We start from the raw sequence: 25,211 nt of genomic DNA on the forward strand, positions 1-25,211 counted from the left end.
GCACCCCAGCGGCGGCCCGGCATGAGTTTCAGCAGGTGGTGGACCGAGACGGTGGGCACGATCGACGACGCGATCGGGGCCGGCACCGCCATGCTGATCCTGCTGCTCACCGCGTTCCTGGTGGCGATCCTCTGGTACGCCTACCCGGCCTGGGTGCCGCGCCGGCTGCCCCGGGTGCGCCTGCCCCGATGGCGGCGCCGCCGTCGCACGCCGCGGCCGGCCCCGGCCGAGGCGGTCGAGACCGTGGAGATCGACACGCTGCCGACCATGCCGTCGGCCTCGCTGAGCACGCTCGCCGACCGGTACGCGGCCGAGGGCCGCTACGCCGAGGCGGTCCGGGAACGGCACCGCGCGATGGTCCGCGAACTGGTCGAGAAGCACGTCATCGAGCACCACCCGGAGTGGACCGTGACGGAGCTGGCCGGGGCCGCCGCCCGGGCCCGGCCCGCGCTCGGCGCGCCGCTGCGCACGGCCGCGACGATCTTCTCCGACATCTGGTACGGCCAGCGCCCGGCCGAGCCCGGCCACGACGAGCGCATGCGCGAGCTCACCGCCGAGCTCGGCGCGGCGCTGAGGGGCGGCGGCCGGTGAAACGCCGATACCGGATCGTCATCCCGGTGGTGATCGCGCTGGTCCTGCTGCTGACCACCGGCGTCACCTACGCGATCGAGGAACCGGACCCGGCGGCGGCGGACTACCTGTCGCCGGCCGTCACGTCCGCGGTCGGCGGCAGCGCGCTCGACCGGGCGCTGCGCGCCACCGGCGTCGACGTCCGGCACCTGACCAGGACCTCGGACGCGCTGGTCGAGGCGTACCGGGGGAACGCCACGCTGTTCATCCCGGCACCGGAGGCGATCCACCCGGAGTACCTGCGCATGCTCGACCTGCTGCCGCCCACCACCAGGATCGTGCTGGTCGCGCCCGCCGGCCCGACGCTGCGCGCGGCCGGGCTCGGGATCACCGCGCAGAGCCGCCGGTGGACCACCAAGGCGGTCCCGCCGGACGCGGAGCAGGCCGCGCCGTGCCGGATCGACGAGGCGCGCGTGGCCGGCACCGCCGCCGCGCTGCGCCAGCGCTACGCCGGGACCGGCCCGGCCTGCTACGGGCACGGCCTGATCCGCGCGCACGACCTCGCGGCCGAGACGTATGTGATCGGTGCCGGCGACCCGTTCCGCAACGACCGGATCCGCGAGCACGGCAACGAACGGCTCGCGGTCGGGCTGCTCGGCACGCGGGGGCGGATGATCTGGCTGGACCGGCACCGGCTGGAACCGCCGCCGCTCTACGCCTCCGCCCGGCCGGAGGGCCCGGACGCACCGCCCTCGCTCTACCCGGACGCCCCCGGCGACAGCGACACCACCGGCCCCGACGAGCGGCCCGCCCCGGACGGCAGCCCCCGGCCGGGCGGCGCCGGACCGGACGACGGCGACTCGGGCGGCGCCGGCGACGACCAGCGCGCGGACGGCCCGGCCCCGCCGGACGACCACCCGGTGCTCGACGCGTTCCCACCCTGGTTCTGGGCCATGCTGGTGCTGCTCGCCACGGCGGCGCTGGCCACCGCGCTGTGGCGGGCCCGGCGCCTCGGCCCGCCGGTCGTGGAACCGCTGCCGGTCCAGGTCCGCGCGCACGAGACCGTGCTCGGCCGGGGCCGTCTCTACCGGCGGGCCCGCGCCGCGCCGCACAGCGCGGAGATCCTCCGCGAGGCCGCCCGCCGGCGGCTCGCCCACCGCCTGCGGCTCGCTCCGGGCGCCGACCTGAGCGCGGCCGTCGCCGCGCACCTGCGATCGGACGAGCGGGAGGTACGCCGCGTGCTGTACGACTTCCAGGTGACCGACGACGGCGAGCTGGTCTGGCTGGCCCGCGCGCTGCACGGGCTGACCACCGCCGTGACACACGAAGGAGACGACCGGTGACCCAGAACGCGCTCGCGGTGGCGACCACCGACGACGCCCGGGAGCCGCTGCACCGGCTGCGCGCCGAGGTGGCCAAGGCGGTGGTCGGGCAGGACTCCGTGGTCACCGGCGTGCTGATCGCGCTGCTGTGCCGCGGTCACGTGCTCCTCGAAGGCGTGCCCGGGGTGGCGAAGACGCTGCTCGTCCGTACCGTGGCGGCGGCTCTCGACCTGGACGCGAAGCGTCTGCAGTTCACGCCGGACCTGATGCCCGGCGACGTGACCGGCTCGCTGGTCTTCGACCCGCACTCCGCGAAGTTCGAGTTCCGCAACGGGCCGGTCTTCACGAACCTGCTGCTCGCCGACGAGATCAACCGGACGCCGCCGAAGACCCAGTCCGCGCTGCTGGAGGTGATGGAGGAACGGCAGGTCTCGGTGGAGGGCGTGCCCCGCCCGCTGCCGGACGTGTTCATCGTGGCCGCCACCCAGAACCCGGTCGAGTACGAGGGCACCTACCCGCTGCCCGAGGCGCAGCTCGACCGGTTCCTGCTGAAACTGACCGTGCCGCTGCCGAACCGCGACGAGGAACTGGGCGTGCTGCGCGCCCACCACGCCGGCTTCGACCCGCGCGACCTCGCCGCCGCCGGTGTCCAGCGGGTCGCCACCGCGGACGACCTGAACGCCGGACGCGCCGCCGTCGCCCGGGTCGCGGTCGCCGACCCGGTGCTGGCCTACATGGTCGACATCTGCCGCGCCACCCGCGTCTCACCCGCGTTCGAGCTGGGCGCGTCGCCGCGCGGCGCGACCGCGCTGCTGGCCACGTCGAAGGCGTGGGGCTGGCTGGCCGGCCGGGACTACGTCACGCCGGACGACGTCAAGCAGGTCGCCCGCGCCACGCTGCGGCACCGGGTCCGGCTGCGCCCCGAGGCCGAGCTGGAGGGCGTGACCACGGACGCGGTACTGGCGTCCGTGCTCGCGTCCGTCCCGGCCCCACGATGATCACCTGGCGTGCCGCGCTGCTGCTGGCCGCCGGCGCCCTCACCATGCCGCTGTGGCCGTGGCCGTGGACCGGCCTGGCCGTGGTGCTCGGCACCGTGGCGCTGCTGACCGCGCTCGACGCCCGGGCCGCGGCCGCGCTCCGGCACGTCACACTCACCCGCGACGGCCAGCGCGCGGTCCGGCTCGGCGACTCGGCCGTGGTCCGCCTGCACGTGCACAACCGGGGGGTACGGACGCTGCGCGCCGAGATCCGCGACGACTGGGTGCCGTCGGCCGGTGCGCACCGCGCGGTGCACCGGCTGGAGATCGAGCCGGGGGACACCGGGATCGTCGAGACCCGGCTGCGGCCCACCCGGCGCGGCGACCGGCCCGCGGTCCGGGTCACGCTGCGCTCGCACGGGCCGTTCCGGCTCGCGTTCCGGCAGCTGGCCGGGCGCCCGGTCACGCCGGAGTGGACGCTACGCGCGCTGCCCCGGTTCGAGTCCCGCCGGTTCCTCGCGGAGAAGGTGTCCCGGCTGCGGATCCTCGACGGCTCCACCGTCACCCGCGGGCGCGGCCAGGGCACCGAGTTCGACGCGCTCCGCGAGTACGTGATCGGCGACGACGTCCGCTCGATCGACTGGCGGGCCAGCGCACGCCGCTCGGACGTGCTGGTCCGCACCTGGCGCCCGGAACGCGACCGGCGTGTCCTGTGCGTCATCGACACCGGCCGCACCTCGGCGGCCCGCGTCGACCGCACCACCGACCCGGGCCGGCGACCCGGCTGGCTGCACGGTGCCGGGCCGCTCGGTGCCGGTCTTGCCGGTGCCGGTGCCGGTGCCGGGTTGTCCGGTGGCGGTGGGGTGTCGACGGATGCGGTGGGCGTGCCGGGGCACGGGGAGCCGCGGCTGGACGCCGCGATCGACGCCGCGCTGCTGCTGGCCGCGCTCGCCGCCCGCGCCGGTGACCGGGTGGACCTGCTGGCCGTGGACACCGCCGTGCGCGCCGCCGTCTCCGGCGCCGGCCGCGAGGCCCTGCTCCCCCGGCTGGTCGACGCGCTCGCGCCGCTCCAGCCAGCGCTGGTGGAGACGGATTTCGAGCTGGTCGTCGGCGAGATCCTCCGCCGCGAGCGCAAACGGGCCCTGGTCGTCCTGTTCACCACGCTGGAACCCGGGCCGCTCGGCGAGGGCCTGCTCCCGGTGCTGCCCCGCCTCGCGGCCCGCCACCGGGTCGTGCTCGCGTCCGTCCACGACCCCGCGCTGGCCGCGCTCACCGCCCGCCCGCCGGACACGCCCGACCAGGCCTACGCCGCGGCCGCCGCCCACCAGGCCTACGCCGAACGCCACCGCGTCCGCGCCGCCCTCACCCGCCACGGGGTCGACGTGGTGGACGCGCCGCTGGACCTGTTCGCCTCCCGGGTCAGCGACGCCTACCTCACCCTCAAAGCGGCGGGCCGGCTCTGACGCGTGGTTCTGATGGGCCTCGGCGACGAGCCCGCACCGGACCGCACTGCGGCGACCGCGCTCGCGCACACCGTACCCGTGCACTCGCCTCTGCCCGGATGCTCAGTCAGCGTCCGCCGGCTCCGGCCGGGGCCGGGCACCGAGGACGATGACGTAGCCGAGGAAGGCCAGCCAGACCGTGGCGCCGATGCCGATCCGGAGGGCCGTCGGCAACGGTGACGGCGTGACCAGGGCTTCGACCAGCGCGGAGATCGCGAACAACCCGATCAACCCGACCGCCACGACCATGCCCTCGCGTGCGGTCTCGGCCAGCGCGCGCCCGCGGGTGCGGTCCGGGCCCGGGGCGATCCAGGCCCAGCCGACGCGCAGGCCGACGCCGGCCGCGACGAAGATGCCGGTCAGCTCCAGCAGGCCGTGCGGGGTGATCAGGCCGAAGAACTGGTCGGCGCTGCCGTGGTCGATCATCACGCCGCCGACCACGCCGATGTTGAGCGCGTTCTGCCAGAGGAGCCAGATCACCGGGACGATGAGTACGCCGGAGGCCAGGCACTGCGCGGCCAGCCAGGCGTTGTGGGTCCACAGGTGGAACGCGAACGACGCGGGCAGGAACTCGGTGTAGTAGCCGGCGAACTCGCTCTCCACCAGGCTCCGGGCCCGCTCCTCGCCGATGAACGCGGCGGCGCTCTCCGGGTGGGTGGAGACCCAGGACATCAGGAACGCGGTGAGCGCGCAGAACGCCACGGCCACGCCGGACCACCAGGGCCAGGCACGGTAGACCGCGCGGGGGAAGCCGTGCGTGACGAACCGGCCGGCGTCGGCCAGGCGCAGGCGGCGGCCGCCGGTGATGGTGGCGCGCGCGGTCAGCACCAGCCGGGAGAGGCGGGCGACCAGGATCGGGTCGGGCGAGCGGCTGCGGACCACGGACAGGTGCGTGGTGGCGCGCTGGTAGAGCGCGAGCAGCTCGTCGACCTCGGCCGGGGACAGCCGGCGGCCGCGGGAGAGCTGCTCCAGCCGGCGCCACTCGCCGTCGTGCTCCGCCACGTACGCATCAAGATCCACTAATCCCCCTGCTCACGTCCGTCCGGCATAGTGTTTCACTGTGCGCGTGGCGGACGGGAATGCGGCAGGCAACGGCCTGGTCTCCGGCGAGGCGGTCGAGGTCGAGATCCGGGTGGCCCGTCCGGGGTCGCGGGTGCTCGCGCTCGCGATCGACATCGTGGTCCAGATCGGGCTCGCGCTGACCATCACCACGACGCTGCTGTTGACGTTGGGCATCTCCGGCCTGCTGAGCCGGGTGGACGAGGCCGTGATGAGCGCGCTGACCATCATCGTGACCGCGCTGGTGCTGGTCGGCTACCCGACGGTCGCGGAGACGGTGTCCGGCGGGCGGACCGCCGGCAAGTCACTGGTCGGCATCCGCGTGGTCCGCGACGACGGCGGCCCCATCCAGTTGCGGCACGCGTTCACCCGCGCGCTGGTCGGCGTGGCCCTGGAGTGGCCGGGGCTGGTGCTGCCGCTGGTCACCTGGATCGCGAGCCTGTTCACGATGCTCACCAACCCGCTCGGCAAGCGGCTCGGCGACCTCGCGGCCGGCACCATCGTCATCCACGACCGGGCCGCGACCGGCTGGGGCTGGGTGCCGGGCATGCCGCCCGCGCTGGCCGGGTGGGCGCTCACGCTCGACCTGACCGGGCTCGGTGACGACCTCGCGCTCGCGGTCCGGCACTTCCTGTCCCGGGGCAGCACGCTGGTCGAGCCGGACCGCAGCCGCCTCGGGCGCACGCTCGCCGCCGAGGTCGCGTCCGTCACCGCACCCCCACCACCACCCGGCGTCCCGGACTGGGCCTATCTGGCCGCGGTGCTGGCGGAACGACACCGCCGCGCCACGCACCGGCTGGCCCGCAACCGGTCCGTCTCGGCCGCGCTCTGGCCGAGCCTGCCGCAGCCCGGCTTCCGCCCGCCGCCCCCGGTGCCACCCGACGCCCGCGCGGAGTGGCCCAGCCAGACCTGGCCACGCCCACCGTGGCAGGCCGACCGCCAGCTCCCGGACTGGACCGGCATGACTCCCCCACCCATGGCCAGCACACTCCGCCCACCACCGCCGACGGAGCACCGCAACGAATAAAACCCCCAGCGGGTACGTCCGCCGGGGGTGTTTCCGCGTACCGCTAGCGGACGATACGACCGTCGGAGACGACACCGATCAGGTGCGTCCACGCATCGTGGCCGACCGTGAGCATCGGGCCGTCCGGGTCCTTCGAGTCCCGCACGTGCACCGACTCGGGCATCGCGGCGACCTCGACACAGGCACCGTTGGAGGAGCTCCGACTGCTCTTGCGCCATGGCAGGACATGGCCGTGCGACGCGGCAAGCATCCGCGCCACCATCCTCTCTGAATGGGTTCCGGGGTTATATCTCGCGCGCGGCCGCCCGGATGAATTCGATCGATTTCTCCGGCGGCAACGCGACGTCACGCAGACCTTCGAAGCTGGTCGCGTATCCGTCCACTTCCTCGGGTCGTTCGCGGAAGGTTCCGCCGGTCCGAGAATCGGCGTAGACGAGTCGCTGCCCACCGGCGAAGTCCATGATGCAGAACGATCCGGCGAGCCCGGAGTGTGCGCCGGCGTCGAAGGGAACCACCAGAATGGTGACGTTCGGCCGGTCGGAGACCTCGACCAGGCGACCCAGCTGACGGCGCTGGACCTCGCGGCCGCCCACCCGGCGACGCAGCACGGCCTCGTCGAGCACCCAGAGAAGATCGGGTGCGGGCTGCCGGCCGATCACGGCCTGCCGGGCCAGCCGCACCGCGGCGCGCTGCTCTATCTCCTCGTCCCGGGCCGGTCGCCCGTCGGGACGCAGGTCGTCGGTCCGAAAGATCTCCCGTGCGTACTCGTCGGTCTGCAGCAGACCGGGGACGAGCAGCGCCTCGTACGCGCGGAGCCGGACCACCTCGGCCTCGAAGCCGATGTAGGTCTCGTACGCGTCCGGGAGGACGTCGCCGTAGGCCTCCCACCAGGCGCGCTGGCGGGACTGGACGGCGACGGCGCGGATGCGGCGGCGGTCGTCGTCGGGGACGTCGTAGGTGTCGAGGAGGGCGTCGAGGTCGCGGTTGCGGATGCCGGTGTGGGCGGTCTCGATGCGGCTGAGTTTGCTCTCCGACCAGCCCAGCGAGCGCGCCACATCGGCCACGGTGCGGCGGGTGGCCTCGCGGAGGCGTCGTAGCTCAGCGCCGAGCTGCCGTCGTAGGGTGGTGGGGCTGGGCTTCACGGCCATCGGCAACACGTTACTGCAAGATCCGATTAGGACTGTGCAGGCCACGGCGGTGTCGAGTGCAACGAGCCCGCATCGATCTGCACTTGCATCCGCGGTCTGCAAGTGGCCTAATGAGCACTAAGCCAGACGGGTACGGAGCGCTGCCGGCGGCAAACGGCGGCCCCGGGGCCCGGGCTCATCGAGGGGAACAACGCTCAGGAGGGGTGGGTTCCGGCGGCGGCAAACGCCGGTCCTCCGCCCCTCCTGTCGTGCCTTCCGGACCACACCGCCGCGACCTGTGACATGGGCGCGGTCGTAGTAGAGGAACAGGGGCGCCCCACCGTGGCGGGGCGCCCCTGATCTTTGCTCGAGCCGGAACTCAGTAGCGGTAGTGGTCCGACTTGTACGGGCCCTCGACCGGCACGTTCAGGTACGCGGCCTGCTCCTTGGTCAGCTCGGTCAGCTTCACGCCGAGCGCGTCCAGGTGCAGGCGGGCGACCTTCTCGTCCAGGTGCTTCGGCAGCACGTAGACGCCGATCGGGTACTCCTCGATCTTCGTGAACAGCTCGATCTGCGCGATCGTCTGGTTCGCGAACGAGTTCGACATGACGAACGACGGGTGGCCGGTCGCGTTGCCGAGGTTCAGCAGGCGGCCCTCGGACAGCACGATGATCGAGTGGCCGTCGGCGAACTTGAACTCGTCGACCTGCGGCTTGATGTTGATCCGCTCGACGTCGGCACGCCGGTACAGCCCGGCCATGTCGATCTCGTTGTCGAAGTGGCCGATGTTGCCGACGATCGCGTTGTGCTTCATCCGCGCCATGTGGTCGGCGGTGATGACGTTGAAGCAGCCGGTCGCGGTCACGAAGATGTCCGCGGTCTCGACCACGTCGTCGATCGTGGCGACCTGGTAACCGTCCATCGCCGCCTGCAGCGCGCAGATCGGGTCGATCTCGGTGACGATGACGCGGGCGCCCTGGCCGCGCAGCGAGTCCGCACAGCCCTTGCCGACGTCGCCGTAACCGAAGACCACGGCCACCTTGCCGCCGATCAGCACGTCGGTGGCGCGGTTGATGCCGTCGATCAGCGAGTGGCGGCAGCCGTACTTGTTGTCGAACTTGCTCTTGGTGACCGAGTCGTTGACGTTGATCGCCGGGAAGAGCAGGTTGCCGGCGGCCTGCATCTCGTAGAGGCGGTGCACGCCGGTGGTGGTCTCCTCGGTCACGCCCTTGATGTCGGCCGCGATGTTCGTCCAGCGCTGCGCGTCCTCGGCGAGCGAGCGGTGCAGCGTGGCCAGGATGACCGCGTACTCCTCGGAGTCGGCGGTGTCGACGGCCGGGACCGCGCCCAGCTTCTCGAACTCGGCGCCCTTGTGCACCAGCAGCGTGGCGTCACCGCCGTCGTCGAGGATCATGTTCGGGCCCTTGCCGTCCGGCCAGAGCAGGATCTGCTCGGTGCACCACCAGTACTCCTCCAGGGTCTCGCCCTTCCAGGCGTAGACCGGCACGCCGGACGGCGCCTCGGGGGTGCCGTTCGGGCCGACCACGATCGCGGCGGCGGCGTGGTCCTGGGTGGAGAAGATGTTGCAGGACGCCCAGCGGACCTCGGCACCGAGCGCGGTCAGCGTCTCGATCAGCACGGCGGTCTGGATCGTCATGTGCAGCGAACCGGTGATCCGCGCGCCGCGCAGGGGCTGCGCGTCGGCGTACTCACGGCGGATCGACATCAGGCCGGGCATCTCGTGCTCGGCGAGCTGGATCTCCTTGCGCCCGAAGGCGGCGAGCGACAGGTCGGCCACCTTGTAGTCGCCCTCAGCGACGGTCTGGGGGCGGACGGGAAGGGTGCTGGTCATGAAAGCTCCTGTCGATACGTCACCGATGACCGACCCACTACCTTACGCGCCACTGGTTGTAGCCGTGGAATCGCGCTGGTCAGCGGCGTCTGGACATGCGCACGGGGCGGTCGGTGACGTGAGTCCCGACCGCCCCGTGCATCCCCCCGGTTTGGCATGTCCGCGCGGCCACCTCGTGGCCTTGCGTAGTTATAGCCTCACACTCAGCAACCCTGCTGTCAACCAAAACCAGCAAAAATCAGGATTGGTACGGATTAGCGGATCGCGAAATCCGGACACAAAGCATCGGGCGCCGTGAAATACGGCGCCCGATGCGGTCAGCTCAGAGCCCGACGGCCGCCACGAAGGCCTCGCCGGGGCCGGAGAGGCGCAGCGGCCCCGCGTCCGCACCGGAGAACGCGGCCGTGCCGGGTGCGATCTCCACCACGTCCTGTCCGTCGTCCGCCCGGATCGGCCCGCCCACGGCCAGCACCACGCGCGGGCCGGGCACGTCCAGCGTCACCGTGCGCCCGCCCGGCGTGATCCGGTGCAGCAGGAAGTCCGGCACCGGCACCGGCCAGGCCCGCACGCCGTCGGCCGGTTCCGCGGCCGGGTGCAGCGGCTCGGCCAGTACCTCGAACCGCAGCACGCCGAGCAGCTCGTCCACGTCCACCTGCTTCGGCGTCATGCCGCCACGCAGCACGTTGTCGCTGGCCGCCATGATCTCGATGCCGGTGCCGCGCAGGTACGCGTGCAGGTTCCCGGCCGGCATCCAGATCGCCTGGCCCGGCTCCAGCCGCACGTGGTTGAGCAGCAGCGCCACCAGCACGCCGGTGTCCTCGGGATAGAACCGGGCCAGCTCGCCGGCCAGCGGCGCGGTCCCGGCCGCCACCGCGGCCTTCACCAGGCCGGCCCGCCCCTCCACCGGCCAGGTCAGCAGCGTGCGCACGGCCTCGCGCAGGCCGTCCGGCCCGGTCCGCAGGCTCGCCACCACCGGCACCAGCTCCGCGATGCCGAGCGACTCCAGCGTGTCCGCCGAGACGGCCGGGTCGGCGAAGCCGCAGAGCGCGTCGAACGGGGTCAGCGCGACCAGCAGCTCCGGCTTGTGGTTCGCGTCGACGTAGCCGCCGTGGCCCTCGGCGAACCGCGCTTTCGCGTGCGCGAGCGTCGGGTGCGCCTGCAGCGACAGCGGCGCGTCGGCCGCCAGGATCTTCATCAGGTACGGCAGGCGGGCGCCGAACCGCTCCACCACGGCCGGGCCGAGCAGCCGGTCCGGCTCCGCGGCCAGCAGCGCGTCCAGCCCGGTGCCGTCGACCCGCGACGGGTCGGCCGGGTGCGCACCGATCCACAGTTCCGCCTCCGGGCCGGCCGTGGGCGCGGACCGGCCCTGTATCTCGGCGATCGCGGAGTGCGAGCCCCACGCGTACGGGCGGATGACGCTGGTCAGAGCCTGCATGTTCAGTTCCCCGTGAGTGTCTCGGAAGCCAGCTGGGTGCCGTCGTACCCGGATTTCGGCGCTGCCGCCACCTCCGCGTCGAACACGTCCGGCTCCAGGTAGATGACGCGGGCGATCGGCACGGCCGCCCGGATGCGCGCCTCCGCCTCGTTGATGTGCCGGGCCACGTCCGCCGCGGTCTCGGTCGCCTCGACCGCGAACTTCGCGGCGACCAGCAGCTCCTCCGGGCCGAGGTGCATGGTGCGCATGTGAATGATCCGCCGGACCGCCGCGCCGTCCAGCAGCGCCCGCTCGATCGCGGCCTGGTCCGGCGCGGACGCGCCCTCGCCGAGCAGCAGGCTCTTCGTCTCGATCGCCAGGATGACCGCGATGCAGACCAGCAGCACGCCGATCGCGCCGGTGCCGAGCGCGTCCCACACGCCGTGGCCGGTGATCAGCGTGAGCCCGACGCCGAAGAGCGCGAGGACCAGGCCGATCAGTGCGCCGAAGTCCTCCAGCAGCACGACCGGCAGCTCCGGCGCCTTGGACCGGCGGATGAACTGCCGCCAGGAGGCGTCGCCGCGGGTGTGGTTGGACTCCTTGATCGCGGTACGGAACGAGAAGCTCTCCATGCAGATCGCGGCCACCAGCACCACGACCGGCACCCAGTGCCACGACGTGATGGCGCCGTGGTTCGGGTCGGTGTGCGCCTCGTGCCACTTGTGGTAGGCCTCGTACAGCGCGAACAGGCCACCCAGCGAGAACAGCACGATCGAGACGATGAACGCGTAGACGTAGCGCTCCCGGCCGTACCCGAACGGGTGGTCCGGCGTCGCGGCCCGGCGGGATCGTCGCCCGCCGAGCAGCAACAGCGCCTGGTTGCCCGAGTCGGCCACCGAGTGGATCGACTCGGCGAGCATCGACGAGGACTGGGTCAGCAGGAACGCGACGAACTTCGTGGCCGCGATGCCCAGGTTCGCGGCCAGCGCCGCGACGATCGCCTTACCGCCCTCGCCGGTGCTCATCGGTCAGTTGATCCCTTCGGTACGGATCGGGTTGGCCAGTTCCTTCATCTCGGAGATCGCCGGCACCGCCATCGGGTCGAGGCCGTGCGCCAGCGCCAGGTAGATCGAGGCGAAGTCCGGGACCGCGATCAGCGAGGCCAGCCGCTCCAGCGCGGAGCCGCCCTCGGCGGTCACCACGTCGCAGCGCACGCCGCGCCGCTCCGCGAGCGTCTGCACCGCGTCCGCGCGCCGCTCCTCGACCGCGACCGGCTCGTCGTTCGCCTCCTGCGGGTCGAGCCCGCCGTCGCGCAGCAGCACGATCCGCAGCCGGGTCGGGTCGCCCTCGGTCTCCGGGTCGGCGAAGATGTCCCGCTCGCCCTCGACCAGGCCGCCGAAGACGCCGTCGAGCAGGCCCACCCGGCCCCGGCCGGCCTCGCCGAGAGCCCCGGCGACCACGGGGTACCGCGCGTTCGCGGAGAGCGTGTCGGCGAACCGGCGCGCGGCCACGGTGGCCAGCGGCGACGAGCCCCAGACGATCGGCACCGAACCGGCCAGGCCGAGCGCCAGCGACTTCGCCGGGTTGACGAACGACTCCAGGCCGGGACGGCAGCGGTCCGCGTCCGTGTCCAGCCGGGTCGCGGTCTCCGCCAGGTCCGCCTCGTTGATCTTCACCAGGTCGAGCTGGCGCGCGGCCAGCAGCACCGGCACGGCCAGCGACCACAGGCTGGCGCGGGCCGGCGCGCGGCGCGGCACGCCGATGAACGGCGCGCGGGCCGACTCGGCGATCGACTGCAGCCGGGAGTCCGGTGCGCCGATCGCGACCAGCCGGGCACCGCGCCGGGCGGCGGCCTCGGCGGCGGCGAGCGCCTCCGGGCTGCGGCCGGACGCGGAGACTGCGATCACCACGTCCGCCGCGCCGACCCAGCCGGGCACGCCCGGGCTGCGGTGCGCGATGACCGGCGCCGGGCAGCGCGGCCCGGCGACCGTACGGAGGATGTCCGCGGTGAGCACCGCGGTGCCGGCACCGGCGATCACCACCGCGCGCGGCCGGCCCTCGTCGGAGAGCGCATTGAGGTTCGCCTCCGCCGCCAGCTGTGCGCACTCACGGACCTGGGCGCCCGCTGACGCGGTGGCGCGGAGCATGCCACCCGGGTCCTGCGCGGTCATCTGCTTCTCGTCGTCGAGGATGCTCTCGTCAGCGACGCGCCGGCCCTGAATTCCCGCGGTGCCGTCCACCGGGTTGCCCATCAGTGGTCTTCCTCCTGGTCCGTGTGTCGCGGACCCGTCGGAGCCGTTCGTGCCTCGTCCAGTAGCAGCACCGGGATGTCGTCCTCGACCCGGAACCGGCGCCCGCACTCGGTACAGGTCAGCGTGCCCGAGGCCGCGTCGTGGGTGAGCGGCGCACGGTGCGTGTCCGGACAGGTGATGATCTCCAGCAGCTGCGGATCCAGGGCCACGAACGGCTCCTTTCCAGGGTCCTGCGGGGGTGTTCCCCGCAACCCCAGAAGCCTAACCGCGAACGATGGCCAGAACGTCGTCGCGAAGCTGCGCCATGCGCTCCGCGGTCGGCGCCTCCACGTTGAGTCGCAGCAGCGGCTCCGTGTTGGACGGGCGCAGGTTGATCCACGCGCCGTCGGAGAACGTGATGGTCAGGCCGTCCAGCTCGTCCGTCGGGGTACCGGCGAACGCGGCCCGCACCTCCGCGGTCTTCGCGGCCGCGTCGGACACCGTGGAGTTGATCTCACCGGACGCGACGTACCGCTCGTAGGCGGCGCCGAGCTCGGACAGCGGCCGGTCCTGCTCGCCGAGCGCGGCCAGCACGTGCATCGCGGCCAGCATGCCGGTGTCCGCGCCCCAGAAGTCCCGGAAGTAGTAGTGCGCGGAGTGCTCACCGCCGAAGACGGCGTCGGTCTTCGCCATCTCCGCCTTGATGAACGAGTGCCCGACCCGGGTACGGACCGGCTTGCCGCCGTGCTCGACGACGATCTCCGGCACCGCGGTCGAGGTGATCAGGTTGTGAATGATCACGCCGCCCGGGTGCTTGGCCAGCTCGCGCACCGCGACCAGCGCGGTGATCGCGGACGGCGACACCGGCGCGCCCTTCTCGTCGATGACGAAGCAGCGGTCCGCGTCACCGTCGAAGGCCAGGCCGATGTCCGCGCCGTGCTCGACCACGGCGGCCTGCAGGTCGACCAGGTTGGCCGGCTCCAGCGGGTTCGCCTCGTGGTTCGGGAACGAGCCGTCCAGCTCGAAGTAGAGCGGCACGATCTCCAGCGGCAGGCCGGCCAGCACCGTGTCGCCGAGCACGGCCGGGACGGTGTGGCCGCCCATGCCGTTGCCCGCGTCCACGACCACCTTGAGCGGCCGGATGCCGGACAGGTCGACCAGCGAGCGCAGGTGCGCCGCGTAGTCGGCCAGCAGGTCGCGGCGCTCCACCGGCACCTCGCCGACCGGCGTGAGGCCGTCGTCGAGCAGCTGCTGCGCCCGGTCCCGGATCTGCGACAGACCGCTGTCCTGGCCGATCGGCTTCGCACCGGCCTTGCACATCTTGATGCCGTTGTACTGCGCCGGGTTGTGGCTGGCGGTGAACATCGCACCGGGCAGGCCGAGCACGCCGGACGCGTAGTAGAGCAGGTCGGTCGAGCCGAGACCCGCGTGCACCACCTGGGCACCGGCCGCGATCGCACCGGCCGCGAACGACTCGGCCAGCGCCGGGCCGGACTCCCGCATGTCGTGCGCGATCACGATGCGGTCGGCGTCGTCACCGCGCTCACGCAGCGTCTCGACGAACGCCTGACCCAGCGCGCACGCGGCCGCGGTGTCGAACTCGTCCGGGACCGTACCGCGCACGTCGTACGCCTTCACGATCCGTGACAGCTCAGCCAACTCAACGCTCCTCACGCCTCGTCCTACGCCTGTGTAGCCGACCGGGGAAGCGTATCGGAGCCTTGTTCACCGGACGTGACGAGGCGGGTGACCGATACGCTGCCGCCCGGTCACGCGCACATGACGGGAAGATGCGCGGTGGTATTACTCCGTCACTCTCGGCAACTTCGTGGTCGGGTCCGGCGGGATGCTCCGGGCCCGGCTCGCGTTCGGCCCGGACGGCACGCCCGGATAGCGCTGCGTGGGCAGGTCGACCGGCGGGCGGCCGGCCGGCGGCTGCGCGGGAAGCATCTGCGTGGCGCCCTCGGCCGCACCGCTCCAGGCACCGGCGCGCGGGGCACCACCGCGCGGGCCGGCGACGTAGACGCCGCCACCACCACCGCCACCGCGCGGCAACGGGCCGCCGGGGCCGGCGAACGCGCCGCCGTCGTCCTCCGCGCGGTTGCGCCGGACCAGCAGCACGATCAGCGCCACGCCGACGCCGACCATGACCACGCCGATCGCGATCGGGACGCCGAGGCCGCCGAACAGGCCGTCGTTCGCGTCCAGCGACACCGGGCCGGCCAGGTCCGGCGGCGGGGACTCGAACGTGGGCGCGGCCGCGGGCTCCTCGTCCTTCTCCTCCTCCGCGGAGGGCGACGGGGACGGGCTCTTCGACGGGCTCCTCGACGGCGTCGGGCTCGGCTTCGCCTCACCGCCCCGGATCTGCGCCTCGTCGGCGCCGTCGGCGAGGCGGTTGTCGTTCTCGTCGAGCATGAAGCCCTCGAACCGGACCTCGCCGTTCGGCGCGTTCGGCCCGAACGCGACGCGGAACCGGACGGTCTGCTGCCGGTTGCGCCGCTCGCACATCTCGGCCTCGGCCGGCTGCACCAGCTGCGTGACGTAGTCGCCGTCGTCCTGCGCGCTCAACTGCACCTGCACGGTCTGGCCACCCGAGTTGACCGCGACCACGACCTGGTCGGGGCTCAGGTCGTCGGCGCGGATGCGCAGCTGCGCGCGGGCCCGGATGCAGCCGTCGTCCTCGCGGCGCAGCCGGATGTCGACGTTCTGCGGCCCGCTGCCCGCCGTGAACGAGCCGGGCGCACCCACCGAGACCTCGTCCGCGTAAGCAGGTGCAACACCCAGCGTGACGGCGCCGAGCAGCCCGGCCACCATCGCCATCAGGGCATGCGCCACCCATCGCCGTACAAGCATGTCTGGGAGGCTACATCGCCGGTGTGGCAACGCCGAAGCCGTCGTTCGGTCGATAGGCCAGCCCTTTTAAGACCAATTCAGTGGGTACGTCCGGCGAGCGCGGTCCGGCACGCGTGGTCCGCGGCGCGGGTCGTCTCCGGCAACCGGAAGCGCGGGGCGAGCGCCAGGACCTGCGCGGTCGCGCCGGCCACGGAGATCCGGTGGCCGGGCGAGACGAACACCGGCTTCACCCGGTCCTGGGTGCGCAGCACGGTGCCGACCGTCACCCCATCGAGCGTGATCGGGCTCGCGTCACCGCGCCGCTCCCCCGGCATCGCCCACTCGCCGGTCAGATGCGTCTTGCCGACGCCCAGCGCGGGCAGGCCGGTGAGCACGCCGAGGTGACAGGCGAGGCCGAAGCGACGCGGGTGGGCCAGGCCGTGACCGTCACAGACCAGCAGGTCGGGGCGGGTGCTGAGACGATCGAGCGCGTCCAGCAGCGCGGGGATCTCGCGGAACGCGAACAGGCCCGGCACGTACGGGAACGCGGGACGGCCGATCGTGACCGCCTCGTCGACCGGTGCGAGCGAGACCGCGTCCAGCACCACCACGGCCGCGACCAGCCGTTCGTCACCGTCCGCGTAGGCGACGTCCAGTCCGGCGACGGTCCGCGGCGGGGCCGGCGCGTCGGTCAGGTCGACCAGCGCCCGGAGGCGGTCCTGCTCGGCCTCGGCCGCGGCGACGGTGATGGGCCAGGCGGCGGTCACGGTACGGGGGCCTCCGGTTCTCCGGTGGTACGACGGTGGTGCGACGGTGGTGCCCGGTCGGGCTCGGAGCACGGGCGGCCGGGTGGCGGCCGTACCCTCGCTGGGATCGTGGGGTTGGTCAGAGGTCGATGCCGGTGAGCACCAGCACGCGGGGTTCGGTGTAGTCCTCCATCGCGGAGCGGACGCCCTCGCGGCCGACACCACTGCCCTTCATGCCGCCGTAGGGCATCTGGTCGGCGCGGTAGGACGGGACGTCGCCGATGATCACGCCGCCGACCTCCAGCGATCGGTGCGCGGCGAACGCGGTCTGCAGGTCGTGGGTGAACACGCCGGCCTGCAGGCCGTAGGCGGAGTCGTTGACGGCGGCGAAGGCCTCGTCGTCGCCGGTGACCCGCTGCACGGCCAGGACCGGGCCGAACACCTCCTCGGCCAGCACCTTCGCGCCGGCGGGCACGTTCACCAGGATCGTCGGCGGGTACGTGGCGCCGTCGCGCTTCCCGCCGGTCAGCGCCTCCGCGCCGGCCGCGACCGCCTCGTCCACCCACGCCTCGACCCGCTTCGCCGCGTCCTCGCTGATCAGCGGGCCGACGTCGGTGGCCTCGTCGTTCGGGTCGCCGGTCCGCAGCGCCTCGGTGCGCTCGACCAGTTTCGCCACGAAACGGTGGTAGACGTCCGCGTGCACGAAGACGCGCTGCACCGCGATGCAGCTCTGCCCGGCCTGGTAGTTGCCGAAGACGGCGATCCGGGTGGCCGCGTGCTCCAGATCCGCGTCCGACGACCAGTCCGCGCAGATCACGGCCGCGGCGTTGCCGCCCAGCTCCAGCGTCACGTGCTTGCGCGGCACCGAATCCTGGATCCGGGCGCCGACCGGGCCGGAGCCGGTGAACGAGATCACCGGCAGGCGCGGGTCCTTGACCAGCTCGGCGGTCCGCTCGTTCGGCAACGGCAGCACGGAGAACGCGCCCTCCGGCAGGTCCGTCTCGGCCAGCAGCTCGCCCAGCAGCAGCGCGGACAGCGGCGTGGCCGGCGCCGGTTTGAGCACGATCGGCACGCCGGCCGCGATCGCCGGGGCCACCTTGTGCGCGACCAGGTTCAGCGGGAAGTTGAACGGCGAGATGCCGAGCACCGCGCCGCGCGGCACCCGCCGGACCAGCGCCATCCGCCCCTCGCCGGCCGGGTCCGTGTCCAGTCGCTGCATCTCGCCGGCAAAGCGGCGCGCCTCCTCCGCGGCCCAGCGGAACACCGAGACCGCGCGACCCGCCTCGGCCCGCGCCCACTTCAGCGGCTTGCCGTTCTCCGCGGTGATCAGGCGGGCGACGTCGTCCGCGCGCTCCGCCAACCGGCGCGAGACGTGGTCCAGCGCGGCGGCCCGGACGTGCGCGGGGGTCGGCACCACCGTCGCCTTCCGCAGTGCCTCGTCGACCTGCGCGGGCGTGGCGAAGCTGGTGCGGCCGACCACGGCGCCGTCGAACGGGTGCCGCACGATCACCTCGTCGTCGCCGTGCACCGGACGGCCGGCGACGTAGAACGGGACCATGTCCATGACGCGAATCCTTCCGTCTGCCTCGGAGCCTAGCGCCTTGCCTGCCACGGTTTCCGTGGCGAAGATGGCGGAGGAGTGACGGATACGGCGTTCCCTACGGAGATGAACATGAGCTCGGACAAGCAGGTCCTTCGCAACTTCATCAACGGTGCGTACGCCGATCCGGTCGACGGCCGCTGGTCCGACCTGATCGACCCGACCACCGGCGAGGTGTTCGCGCAGGCGCCGGTCTCCGGTGCGCGCGACGTCGACGCCGCCGTGTCGGCCGCCGCCACCGCGTTCGAGAGCTGGCGGGACACCACACCGGCCGAGCGGCAGCGCGCGCTGCTCCGGATCGCCGACGCGGTCGAGTCACGCGCGGCCGACCTGGTCGACGCGGAGGTCCGCAACACCGGCAAGCCGCGGCAGCTCACCACGGACGAGGAACTGCCGCCCTCGGTCGACCAGCTGCGCTTCTTCGCCGGCGCGGCCCGCATGCTGGAGGGCAAGTCGGCCGGCAACTACCTGGCCGGCCACGAGTCGTACGTGCGGCGTGAGCCGATCGGCGTCTGCGCCCAGGTCACGCCGTGGAACTACCCGCTCATGATGGCCATCTGGAAGATCGCGCCCGCGCTCGCGGCCGGCAACACCGTGGTGCTCAAGCCGTCCGACACCACGCCGGTCTCCACGCTGCTGCTCGCCGAGATCGCGGCCGAGTTCCTGCCGCCGGGCGTGTTCAACGTGGTCGCCGGCGACCGGGACACCGGCCGCGCGCTCGTCTCGCACCGCACGCCGCAGTTCGTCTCGATCACCGGCTCCACCCGGGCCGGCCGGGAGGTGCTCGCCTCGGCCGCGCCCGACCTCAAGCGCACCCACCTGGAGCTGGGCGGCAAGGCACCGGTCGTGCTCTTCGACGACGCGGACGTGGCGGCCGCGGCCACGGCGATCGCGAGCGGCGGCTACTTCAACGCCGGCCAGGACTGCACGGCCGCGACCCGCGTCCTCGCCGGGCCCGGCATCTACTCGGACCTGGTCGCGGCGCTGGCTGCGGAGGCACGGTCCACCCGCACCGGGCTGCCGGACGACCCGGACGTCTCCTACGGGCCGCTCAACAACGCCGCGCAGCTGGACCGGGTCGCCGGGTTCCTCGACCGGCTACCCGCGCACTCGTCGGTCGAGGCCGGCGGGTCCCGGGTCGGCGACCGCGGCTACTTCTACTCCCCCACCGTCGTCTCCGGCGTGCGGCAGGACGACGAGGTGATCCAGGACGAGGTCTTCGGGCCGGTCATCACCGTGCAGCGGTTCACCGACGAGGACGAGGCGGTGCGCTGGGCCAACGGCGTCGACTACGGCCTGGCTGCGTCCGTCTGGACCCGCGACCACGGCCGGGCCATGCGGATGACGCGCCGCCTCGACTTCGGGTGCGTCTGGGTCAACACGCACATCCCGTTCGTGTCCGAGATGCCGCACGGCGGCTTCAAGCACAGCGGGTACGGCAAGGACCTGTCGCTCTACTCGCTGGAGGACTACACCCGGGTCAAGCACGTCATGCACAACATCGAGGCCTGAGGTGTCCTCCCCGTCGCTGCACGACCGGCGGCTCGCCGCCGTCGCACCCGGCGTCACCAGCGTGATCGGCTCCTACGTCGCGCACGCGTCCGGCGCGACGCTCACCGACGTCGACGGGCGCGAGTGGATCGACTTCGGGTCCGGGATCGCGGTCACCAACGTCGGCAACTCCGCGCCGCGCGTGGTCGAGGCCGTGCGCGCCCAGGTGGAGAAGTTCACCCACACCTGCTTCATGGTCGCGCCGTACTCGCTCTACATCGACGTGTGCGAACAGCTGAACGCGCTCACGCCGGGCTCGTTCGAGAAGCGGTCGATGCTGGTCAACTCCGGCGCCGAGGCGGTGGAGAACGCCGTCAAGATCGCTCGGCACGCCACCGGACGGCAGGCGGTCGTCGTGTTCGACCACGCCTACCACGGGCGGACGAACCTGACCATGGCGCTGACCGCGAAGAACATGCCGTACAAGCAGGGCTTCGGGCCGTTCGCCGGCGAGGTGCACCGGGTGCCGATGTCGTACCCGCTACGCGACGGCGGCCGCTCCGGCCCGGCCGCCGCGGCCGCCGCCATCGACCTGATCGAGACACGGATCGGCGCCCGGAACGTGGCCGCGCTGCTCATCGAACCGATCCAGGGCGAGGGCGGCTTCGTCGTACCGGCACCGGGTTTCCTGCCCGCCCTGCGCGCCTGGGCCACCGCCGCCGGCGCGGTGCTCGTCGCCGACGAGATCCAGACCGGCTTCTGCCGCACCGGTGACTGGTTCGCCAGCACGTTCGAGGGCGTCGAACCGGACCTGGTCACCACGGCCAAGGGCATCGCCGGCGGCCTGCCGCTGGCCGGCGTCACCGGCCGGTCGTCCATCATGGACGCGGTGCACGCCGGCGGCCTCGGCGGCACCTACGGTGGCAACCCGATCGCCTGCGCGGCCGCGCTGGCCAGCATCGAGACGATGCGCGAGCTGTCCCTCACCGACGCCGCGAAATCCATCGAAGCGACCATGCTGCCGCGCCTCACGTCCCTGGCCGACCGGGACCCGAGAATCGCTGAGGTACGCGGCCGCGGCGCGATGCTCGCCGTGGAGCTCGTGAGTCCCGGCACGCTGACCCCGGACCCGGCCACCACCGCCGCGCTCTCCGCCGCCTGCCACGCGGCCGGCCTGCTCACGCTGACCTGCGGCACCTACGGCAACGTCCTGCGCCTCCTGCCACCGCTGGTCATCTCCGAACCGGAACTCGACCGCGGCCTGACCATCCTCGACGAGGCCTTCACCACGGTGCGCTGACCCTCCACCGGAGGCCGGATTATTCGCCTCCCGGCCGGCGGACCGCTTCCGGACCTCGCCGCGGCTCACCTCGTCCCGGTCCGCGCTCCGCACGGACGTGGCGTCGCCGGCGGCGGGTTTCCCGGATACCGCGATGACGTCGGCCCGTTTCGCGGGCACCTCGCCGCCGGCCCGTTTCGCGGGCACCTCGCCGCCGCCGGCCCGTCTCGCGGACACGTCGTCGCCGCCGGCCCGTTTCGCGGGCACCTCGCCCCGCTGGTCCGTCTCGCGGACACGTCGCCGCCGGCGGGCCTCAGCGCCGACGCCTCATCCCCGCTCGACGCGGGACGCCTCGGCGTCGTCGACGCTCGGGGCGGGTTCGCCGGTCGCGCGGACCGCCGGGATGTCGGAGGTCGGCATGCCGAATTCACCCGGACTGATCAGGCCCGGCGTGCCGGCTCGCCGGGCCGGCGGCACCGGCCCGGTGAAGGACGCGTCCCCGCCGGAGATGACGCCGGGGCTGGACGGCGGCCGAACAGCACCGCTACTCGGTGAGGTCTCCGCCGGCGCACCGCCCTGAACCGGTGGCACGGCGCGTCCGCTGCCGGTGGTCTCCACGGCCTGGCCGGTCGGCGGGAGGGCTGCGCTCGCCGGGGCATCCCCACGCGGGATCGCCGCGCGTCCATCGGGCGCCACCTGCACCAACCGGTCACCCGGCACCGGTGAGAACCCACCTGGCGGAACCGCCGCTGGCCCGCCGGGCGGAACCGGCGGGGACCCGCCTGCCGGAACCGCCGCAGCCCCGCCTGACGAAACCGCCGCCGGGCCGCCCGGTGGAAACGGAACAGATCCGCCGGACGGAACCGCCACTGGGCCGCTTGACGGAACCGGCACGGATCCGCCGGGCGAGGGCGGGGCCGGTCGGTTCGCCACCGGGCGAGTGGGCAGCACCGGCTCCTCGATGCCGAACGACGCGGAGCCGAGGACTCCGGGCGACGGCACGCCAGGCTGCTTGATCGGTTCCTTGGCCGGCCGGAACGGAGGCGGTCCCTGCTTTCCGCCGCCCTTCGACGATCCACGGTTGCCGCCGCCCGGTCCGATGCCGCCGATCGGCGGCGCGACGAAGACTCCCGGCGCCGCGGCCTCGGATCCGGCCGTGGCCGTCACGGGCGCGGTCTGGGCCGGTCCGCCGGTCTCCGCAGCGTCCGGGCCGGTCGCGGCATCCGTGCTCGCGGTCAGGCCGCTCGGTCCACCGGCCACCTCGCCCATGGTGTGGGTGACGGCCGGCGTACCGCTCGTCCCGATTCCACTGCCGCCCGCCAGCGGACCGGGGGCGGCCGCGGTCTTCCGGGCATGCTCGGCCGGGTCGTCCGCCCGGTGGCCGGGACCATCGAGCCAGCTGCCCATGGCACCCGACGCGGCCACCGCCGACGCCTGGCTGATCCCGGCGGTCACCGGCGATCGATCGGGCCGGTCGGGCCGCTCGTCCCGCCCGGCTACCGACCTCGCAGCCGTATCCTCGCCCGATCCCACGCCGGCCGCGATCAGGCCGGCACCGGCGCCGGTAGTGAGCGGCCCCTTCGCCGAGGACCGGTCCGCGCCACTGTCGGCCGAAGACTGGAGCGGCGGACTGCCCGCCGAAGACCGGTCCGGCCCGCTGCCCGCCGAAGGCAGCCCCAGCCCACCGCCGGCCAGAGCCTGGCCCAGCCCACCGCCCACGGGAGCCTGACCCGGCCCGCCACCTACGGGAGCCTGACCCGGACCGGCACCCGCCGGAGCCTGACCCGGCCCGCCACCCGCCAGAACATGGCCCAGCCCACCGCCCACGGGAGCCTCACCCGGACCGCCACCGGCCAGAGCCTGGCCCAGCCCACCGCCCACGGGAGCCTGACCCGGACCGGCGCCCGCCGGAGACTGGCCTGGACCGCTGTCCGACGGCGTTGCGGGTGAGGGTGCCGAGCCGGTCGCTCGGCCGTCGGCTGTCCGGGAGGCCGTGGCGGCGTCGTCCGGCGGCGACAGGGCGGGGCCGAGCCCGGCCGTGAGGGGACCGGCGGCGGTGTGCCGGTGGGAGAACGCGTCCGTCCAGCCGGCGGCGGCACGGGCGGCCTCGCTGGCCAGGGACTCGCCGATTCTGCTGCCGGCCGACAGTGGGCCGGCGGGGAATGGTGCACCCGTCACCGGAGCGGCCGCCGCGGGGCGGTCAGGAGACGGGTCGAGGCCGTCCGACCAGCGGCCCACGGTGGCCGATGCGGCCGCGATGTCGGTATGCGCCACCACCTGGCCGGCACCGCTGCCGGCAGCGAGCGGACCGGAGACCCCGGCCGCTCTGCCGAGAGTGCCGGTGCCTCCGGCCGGTGTCGGGGCGACGACCGGCCCCTCCGGTGCGGCGGCGCCGACGGCGGGGCCGGAGGACGGCGGCTCGGTGGCCGGGTCCTCGGGCGCGTCCCGGTGCGCGCGCGGCGGGTCGCCGGGAGCGTCGTCGTCGACCGCAGCCAGCGCCGTGGCCGACGCCAGCCCAGTTCCCGACGCCGGCCCGGTTCCCGACGGCAGCCCGGGCCCGGACGCCAGCTCAGTTCCCGACGCCGGTTCCGCCCCGGACGACGCCGACTGAGTTCCCGGCAACAGCCCAGTTCCGGGCGGCGCCGACTCGATTGCCGATACCGGCTCAGTTCCGGACGACGCCGACTCAGTTCCCGGCGCCGACTCCGTTCCCGACACCGGCAAAGTTCCGGACGACACCGACTCGGTCCCCGGCGCCGACTCCGTTCCCGACACCGGCCAAGCTCCGGACGACCCCGACTCAGTCCCCGGCGCCAGCTCCGTTCCCGACACCGGCAAAGTTCCGGACGACGGCAGCTCAGTTCCCGATACCAGCCCAGCTTCGAACGATGCCGGCTCGGCTCCCGACGCCGGCTCAGGCTCCGAGATCACCTCGGTTCCGGAGGCCAGCCCGGTTCCCGACGCCAGCTCGATTTCCGAAGTCAGCTCGGCTACCGACGCCGGCCCGGCTCCCGGGGCGGGCTCGGTCCCGAAAGCGGGGCCGGTGACCCCGGCGAGCCTGCCGTCCGGATGCAGCGCGTCGTTGATCGCGTCCTGGGAGGCTGCGCCGGGGACCGGTGCGGCCGCCGATGTCGTTCCCTCCGGGGATAGCACCGCCTCGAAGGTCTCCGCGACCGCCTGGCCCGGCCCGAGATCCGTGGCGGCCGTGATGCCGTCGAGCTTCGCGGCCAGCTCCGCGTTGAGTGCGCCGGTCTCGCCGGAGGAAAGCCCCGAATCAACCCAGAATCCCGAAGAGGCCGTCTCCGGCGCCAGGCCGTTCACCGAGGAACTCTGCGGCACCCCCGGCCCGCCACCGTCCCGACGGCCGGCGGGAGGGCCCGCTTCCACCGGATCCAGTAACGCTCCCGGCCCGGCCCCCTCCCCGCGATCGGCCGCGACGCCGGCAGCCGCCGGGTCCGGAACCGCACCGCCCGCCTCCCGCCGTTCGGCGCCGGCCGATGGCCGCGGCCCACCCTCATCGACCGCCTCCACCACCTCAGCCCCACCGCCGCCCGACGCACGACGAGCCAACGACGGCGACGGCGACGGCGAGACGCTCTTCGCCTCCATCGACGCCGCCAGCTCACCGAAGATGCGCTGCACCTCGACCCGGCTGCCGCTCAGTGCCGCGGCCGCCGCCGGGCCGGCCGTGCCGGGCGCGAGTGCTTCCACCACGGTCAGCGCGCGCAGCTCGACGACGAGCCCCGTGACCTCGGTCCAGATCTTGATCTTCGCGGCCTCGATGTCGGCGGCGCATTCCTCGACCGCCCGGCCGATCTCGCCGGCCGCGGCCGGCAGCTCGTCGAGCGCGGTCCGGTCGCCGGCGGCAGGCGCGGTCCTGGTGGAGTGCGCGGTCCCGGTGGAGAGCAAGGTCCAGGCCGAGCGGAACGCCTCGGCCGCCGGGCCGTCGTAGGCGGCCCCGAACGTGCCGGCCGCCGCGGACGCGTTCTCCGCCGGGGCGGTCAGGAGCGCGGCCACGCCGTACCATTCGTCGGCCAGGTCCCAGATCGCCGTTTCGTCGCCTTCGGGCCATTCGGTGCCGATGACCCAGTCGAGGCCGTCGCGGGCCCAGTCGGGGGCGTCGGGCCAGAGCAGGCCGCGTGGATGCGGAACCGGGTTCGTCAAGGCCGTCACGAATCCCCC

20 protein-coding genes are annotated in these 25,211 nt (G+C 73.6%); 7 read left to right on the plus strand and 13 right to left on the minus strand.

What is annotated here, in order from left to right; translation table 11 throughout:
* Nucleotides 1–21: 21 nt before the first annotated feature.
* The 4 genes from J2S44_RS13580 to J2S44_RS13595 are packed head-to-tail and all read left to right on the plus strand — an operon-like array spanning nt 22 to nt 4,332.
* Nucleotides 22–591, plus strand: coding sequence for a DUF4129 domain-containing protein (locus tag J2S44_RS13580; RefSeq protein WP_310412932.1), 570 nt, complete (start codon nt 22–24; stop codon nt 589–591).
* Nucleotides 588–1,913: a DUF4350 domain-containing protein gene (locus J2S44_RS13585; RefSeq protein WP_310412934.1), complete on the plus strand. Its 1,326-nt coding sequence runs from the start codon at nt 588–590 to the stop codon at nt 1,911–1,913. Before J2S44_RS13580 ends, J2S44_RS13585 begins: the two co-directional genes overlap by 4 nt.
* Nucleotides 1,910–2,890, plus strand: coding sequence for an AAA family ATPase (locus J2S44_RS13590; RefSeq protein ID WP_310412937.1), 981 nt, complete (start codon nt 1,910–1,912; stop codon nt 2,888–2,890). The genes J2S44_RS13585 and J2S44_RS13590 overlap by 4 nt, the downstream gene beginning before the upstream one ends.
* The gene (locus tag J2S44_RS13595) at nt 2,890–4,332 is read left to right on the plus strand and encodes a DUF58 domain-containing protein (protein ID WP_310429640.1); all 1,443 of its coding nucleotides are present in this window, start codon (nt 2,890–2,892) and stop codon (nt 4,330–4,332) included. Before J2S44_RS13590 ends, J2S44_RS13595 begins: the two co-directional genes overlap by 1 nt.
* A gap of 102 nt (nt 4,333–4,434) precedes the next feature.
* Here the strand turns inward: J2S44_RS13595 and J2S44_RS13600 are convergent, their stop codons facing one another.
* The gene (locus J2S44_RS13600) at nt 4,435–5,391 is read right to left on the minus strand and encodes a stage II sporulation protein M (protein WP_310412940.1); all 957 of its coding nucleotides are present in this window, start codon (nt 5,389–5,391) and stop codon (nt 4,435–4,437) included.
* Nucleotides 5,392–5,437: 46 nt separating this feature from the next.
* Between J2S44_RS13600 and J2S44_RS13605 the strand changes: the two genes are divergently transcribed.
* Nucleotides 5,438–6,457 carry an RDD family protein gene (locus J2S44_RS13605; RefSeq protein ID WP_310412942.1) on the plus strand — a complete coding sequence of 340 codons (1,020 nt, stop codon included), beginning with the start codon at nt 5,438–5,440 and terminating at the stop codon, nt 6,455–6,457.
* Between the two features lie 43 nt (nt 6,458–6,500).
* Here J2S44_RS13605 and J2S44_RS13610 read toward each other — a convergent pair whose 3' ends face one another.
* The 11 genes from J2S44_RS13610 to J2S44_RS13660 form a co-directional block, all read right to left on the minus strand.
* Complete coding sequence (locus tag J2S44_RS13610; protein WP_374727838.1) at nt 6,501–6,719, minus strand: DUF397 domain-containing protein; 219 nt, start codon at nt 6,717–6,719, stop codon at nt 6,501–6,503.
* A 22-nt stretch (nt 6,720–6,741) separates the two neighbouring features.
* The gene (locus J2S44_RS13615) at nt 6,742–7,605 is read right to left on the minus strand and encodes a helix-turn-helix domain-containing protein (protein ID WP_310412945.1); all 864 of its coding nucleotides are present in this window, start codon (nt 7,603–7,605) and stop codon (nt 6,742–6,744) included.
* 358 nt (nt 7,606–7,963) lie between these two features.
* Nucleotides 7,964–9,436 (minus strand): adenosylhomocysteinase, encoded by a 1,473-nt coding sequence (gene ahcY, locus J2S44_RS13620; protein WP_310412948.1) that lies wholly within the window; start codon nt 9,434–9,436, stop codon nt 7,964–7,966.
* Nucleotides 9,437–9,758: 322 nt separating this feature from the next.
* Nucleotides 9,759–10,871, minus strand: a complete 1,113-nt coding sequence (manA, locus tag J2S44_RS13625) for a mannose-6-phosphate isomerase, class I (protein ID WP_310412950.1) — start codon at nt 10,869–10,871, stop codon at nt 9,759–9,761.
* Between the two features lie 2 nt (nt 10,872–10,873).
* Nucleotides 10,874–11,875, minus strand: coding sequence for a cation diffusion facilitator family transporter (locus tag J2S44_RS13630; protein WP_310412953.1), 1,002 nt, complete (start codon nt 11,873–11,875; stop codon nt 10,874–10,876).
* Between the two features lie 3 nt (nt 11,876–11,878).
* On the minus strand, nt 11,879–13,102 hold the full coding sequence (locus J2S44_RS13635; RefSeq protein ID WP_310412956.1) for an SIS domain-containing protein: 1,224 nt from the start codon (nt 13,100–13,102) through the stop codon (nt 11,879–11,881).
* Nucleotides 13,102–13,311, minus strand: coding sequence for a Trm112 family protein (locus J2S44_RS13640; RefSeq protein WP_310412959.1), 210 nt, complete (start codon nt 13,309–13,311; stop codon nt 13,102–13,104). Before J2S44_RS13640 ends, J2S44_RS13635 begins: the two co-directional genes overlap by 1 nt.
* Before the next feature lie 52 nt (nt 13,312–13,363).
* Complete coding sequence (locus J2S44_RS13645) at nt 13,364–14,740, minus strand: phosphomannomutase/phosphoglucomutase (RefSeq protein ID WP_310412962.1); 1,377 nt, start codon at nt 14,738–14,740, stop codon at nt 13,364–13,366.
* A 144-nt stretch (nt 14,741–14,884) separates the two neighbouring features.
* The gene (locus J2S44_RS13650; RefSeq protein ID WP_310412965.1) at nt 14,885–15,934 is read right to left on the minus strand and encodes a hypothetical protein; all 1,050 of its coding nucleotides are present in this window, start codon (nt 15,932–15,934) and stop codon (nt 14,885–14,887) included.
* Nucleotides 15,935–16,011: 77 nt separating this feature from the next.
* Nucleotides 16,012–16,680, minus strand: a complete 669-nt coding sequence (nfi, locus tag J2S44_RS13655) for a deoxyribonuclease V (RefSeq protein WP_310412968.1) — start codon at nt 16,678–16,680, stop codon at nt 16,012–16,014.
* A 118-nt stretch (nt 16,681–16,798) separates the two neighbouring features.
* Complete coding sequence (locus tag J2S44_RS13660) at nt 16,799–18,223, minus strand: aldehyde dehydrogenase family protein (RefSeq protein WP_310412971.1); 1,425 nt, start codon at nt 18,221–18,223, stop codon at nt 16,799–16,801.
* Between the two features lie 108 nt (nt 18,224–18,331).
* Between J2S44_RS13660 and J2S44_RS13665 the strand changes: the two genes are divergently transcribed.
* Together J2S44_RS13665 and gabT are read left to right on the plus strand one after the other, a co-directional pair.
* Nucleotides 18,332–19,771, plus strand: coding sequence for a gamma-aminobutyraldehyde dehydrogenase (locus J2S44_RS13665; protein WP_310412974.1), 1,440 nt, complete (start codon nt 18,332–18,334; stop codon nt 19,769–19,771).
* 1 nt (nt 19,772) lies between these two features.
* Entirely contained in the window at nt 19,773–21,050 is a 1,278-nt protein-coding gene (gene gabT / locus J2S44_RS13670; RefSeq protein WP_310412978.1) for a 4-aminobutyrate--2-oxoglutarate transaminase, read from the plus strand.
* A 306-nt stretch (nt 21,051–21,356) separates the two neighbouring features.
* Here the strand turns inward: gabT and J2S44_RS13675 are convergent, their stop codons facing one another.
* Nucleotides 21,357–25,202, minus strand: coding sequence for a WXG100-like domain-containing protein (locus J2S44_RS13675; protein ID WP_396077140.1), 3,846 nt, complete (start codon nt 25,200–25,202; stop codon nt 21,357–21,359).
* Nucleotides 25,203–25,211: the final 9 nt, after the last annotated feature.

It is taken from the genome of Catenuloplanes niger, from assembly GCF_031458255.1.
GTDB classification, from domain to species: Bacteria; Actinomycetota; Actinomycetes; order Mycobacteriales; family Micromonosporaceae; genus Catenuloplanes; species Catenuloplanes niger.

Excerpts from the sequence above, each read along its gene's own strand:
- J2S44_RS13580 (WP_310412932.1), top strand. The coding sequence starts at position 22 with ATGAGTTTCAGCAGGTGGTGGACCGAGACGGTGGGCACGATCGACGAC.
- J2S44_RS13610 (WP_374727838.1), bottom strand. The coding sequence starts at position 6,719 with ATGGTGGCGCGGATGCTTGCCGCGTCGCACGGCCATGTCCTGCCATGG.
- J2S44_RS13615 (WP_310412945.1), bottom strand. The coding sequence starts at position 7,605 with ATGGCCGTGAAGCCCAGCCCCACCACCCTACGACGGCAGCTCGGCGCT.
- ahcY (WP_310412948.1), bottom strand. The coding sequence starts at position 9,436 with ATGACCAGCACCCTTCCCGTCCGCCCCCAGACCGTCGCTGAGGGCGAC.
- manA (WP_310412950.1), bottom strand. The coding sequence starts at position 10,871 with ATGCAGGCTCTGACCAGCGTCATCCGCCCGTACGCGTGGGGCTCGCAC.
- J2S44_RS13630 (WP_310412953.1), bottom strand. The coding sequence starts at position 11,875 with ATGAGCACCGGCGAGGGCGGTAAGGCGATCGTCGCGGCGCTGGCCGCG.
- J2S44_RS13635 (WP_310412956.1), bottom strand. The coding sequence starts at position 13,102 with ATGGGCAACCCGGTGGACGGCACCGCGGGAATTCAGGGCCGGCGCGTC.
- J2S44_RS13650 (WP_310412965.1), bottom strand. The coding sequence starts at position 15,934 with ATGCTTGTACGGCGATGGGTGGCGCATGCCCTGATGGCGATGGTGGCC.
- J2S44_RS13660 (WP_310412971.1), bottom strand. The coding sequence starts at position 18,223 with ATGGACATGGTCCCGTTCTACGTCGCCGGCCGTCCGGTGCACGGCGAC.
- J2S44_RS13665 (WP_310412974.1), top strand. The coding sequence starts at position 18,332 with ATGAGCTCGGACAAGCAGGTCCTTCGCAACTTCATCAACGGTGCGTAC.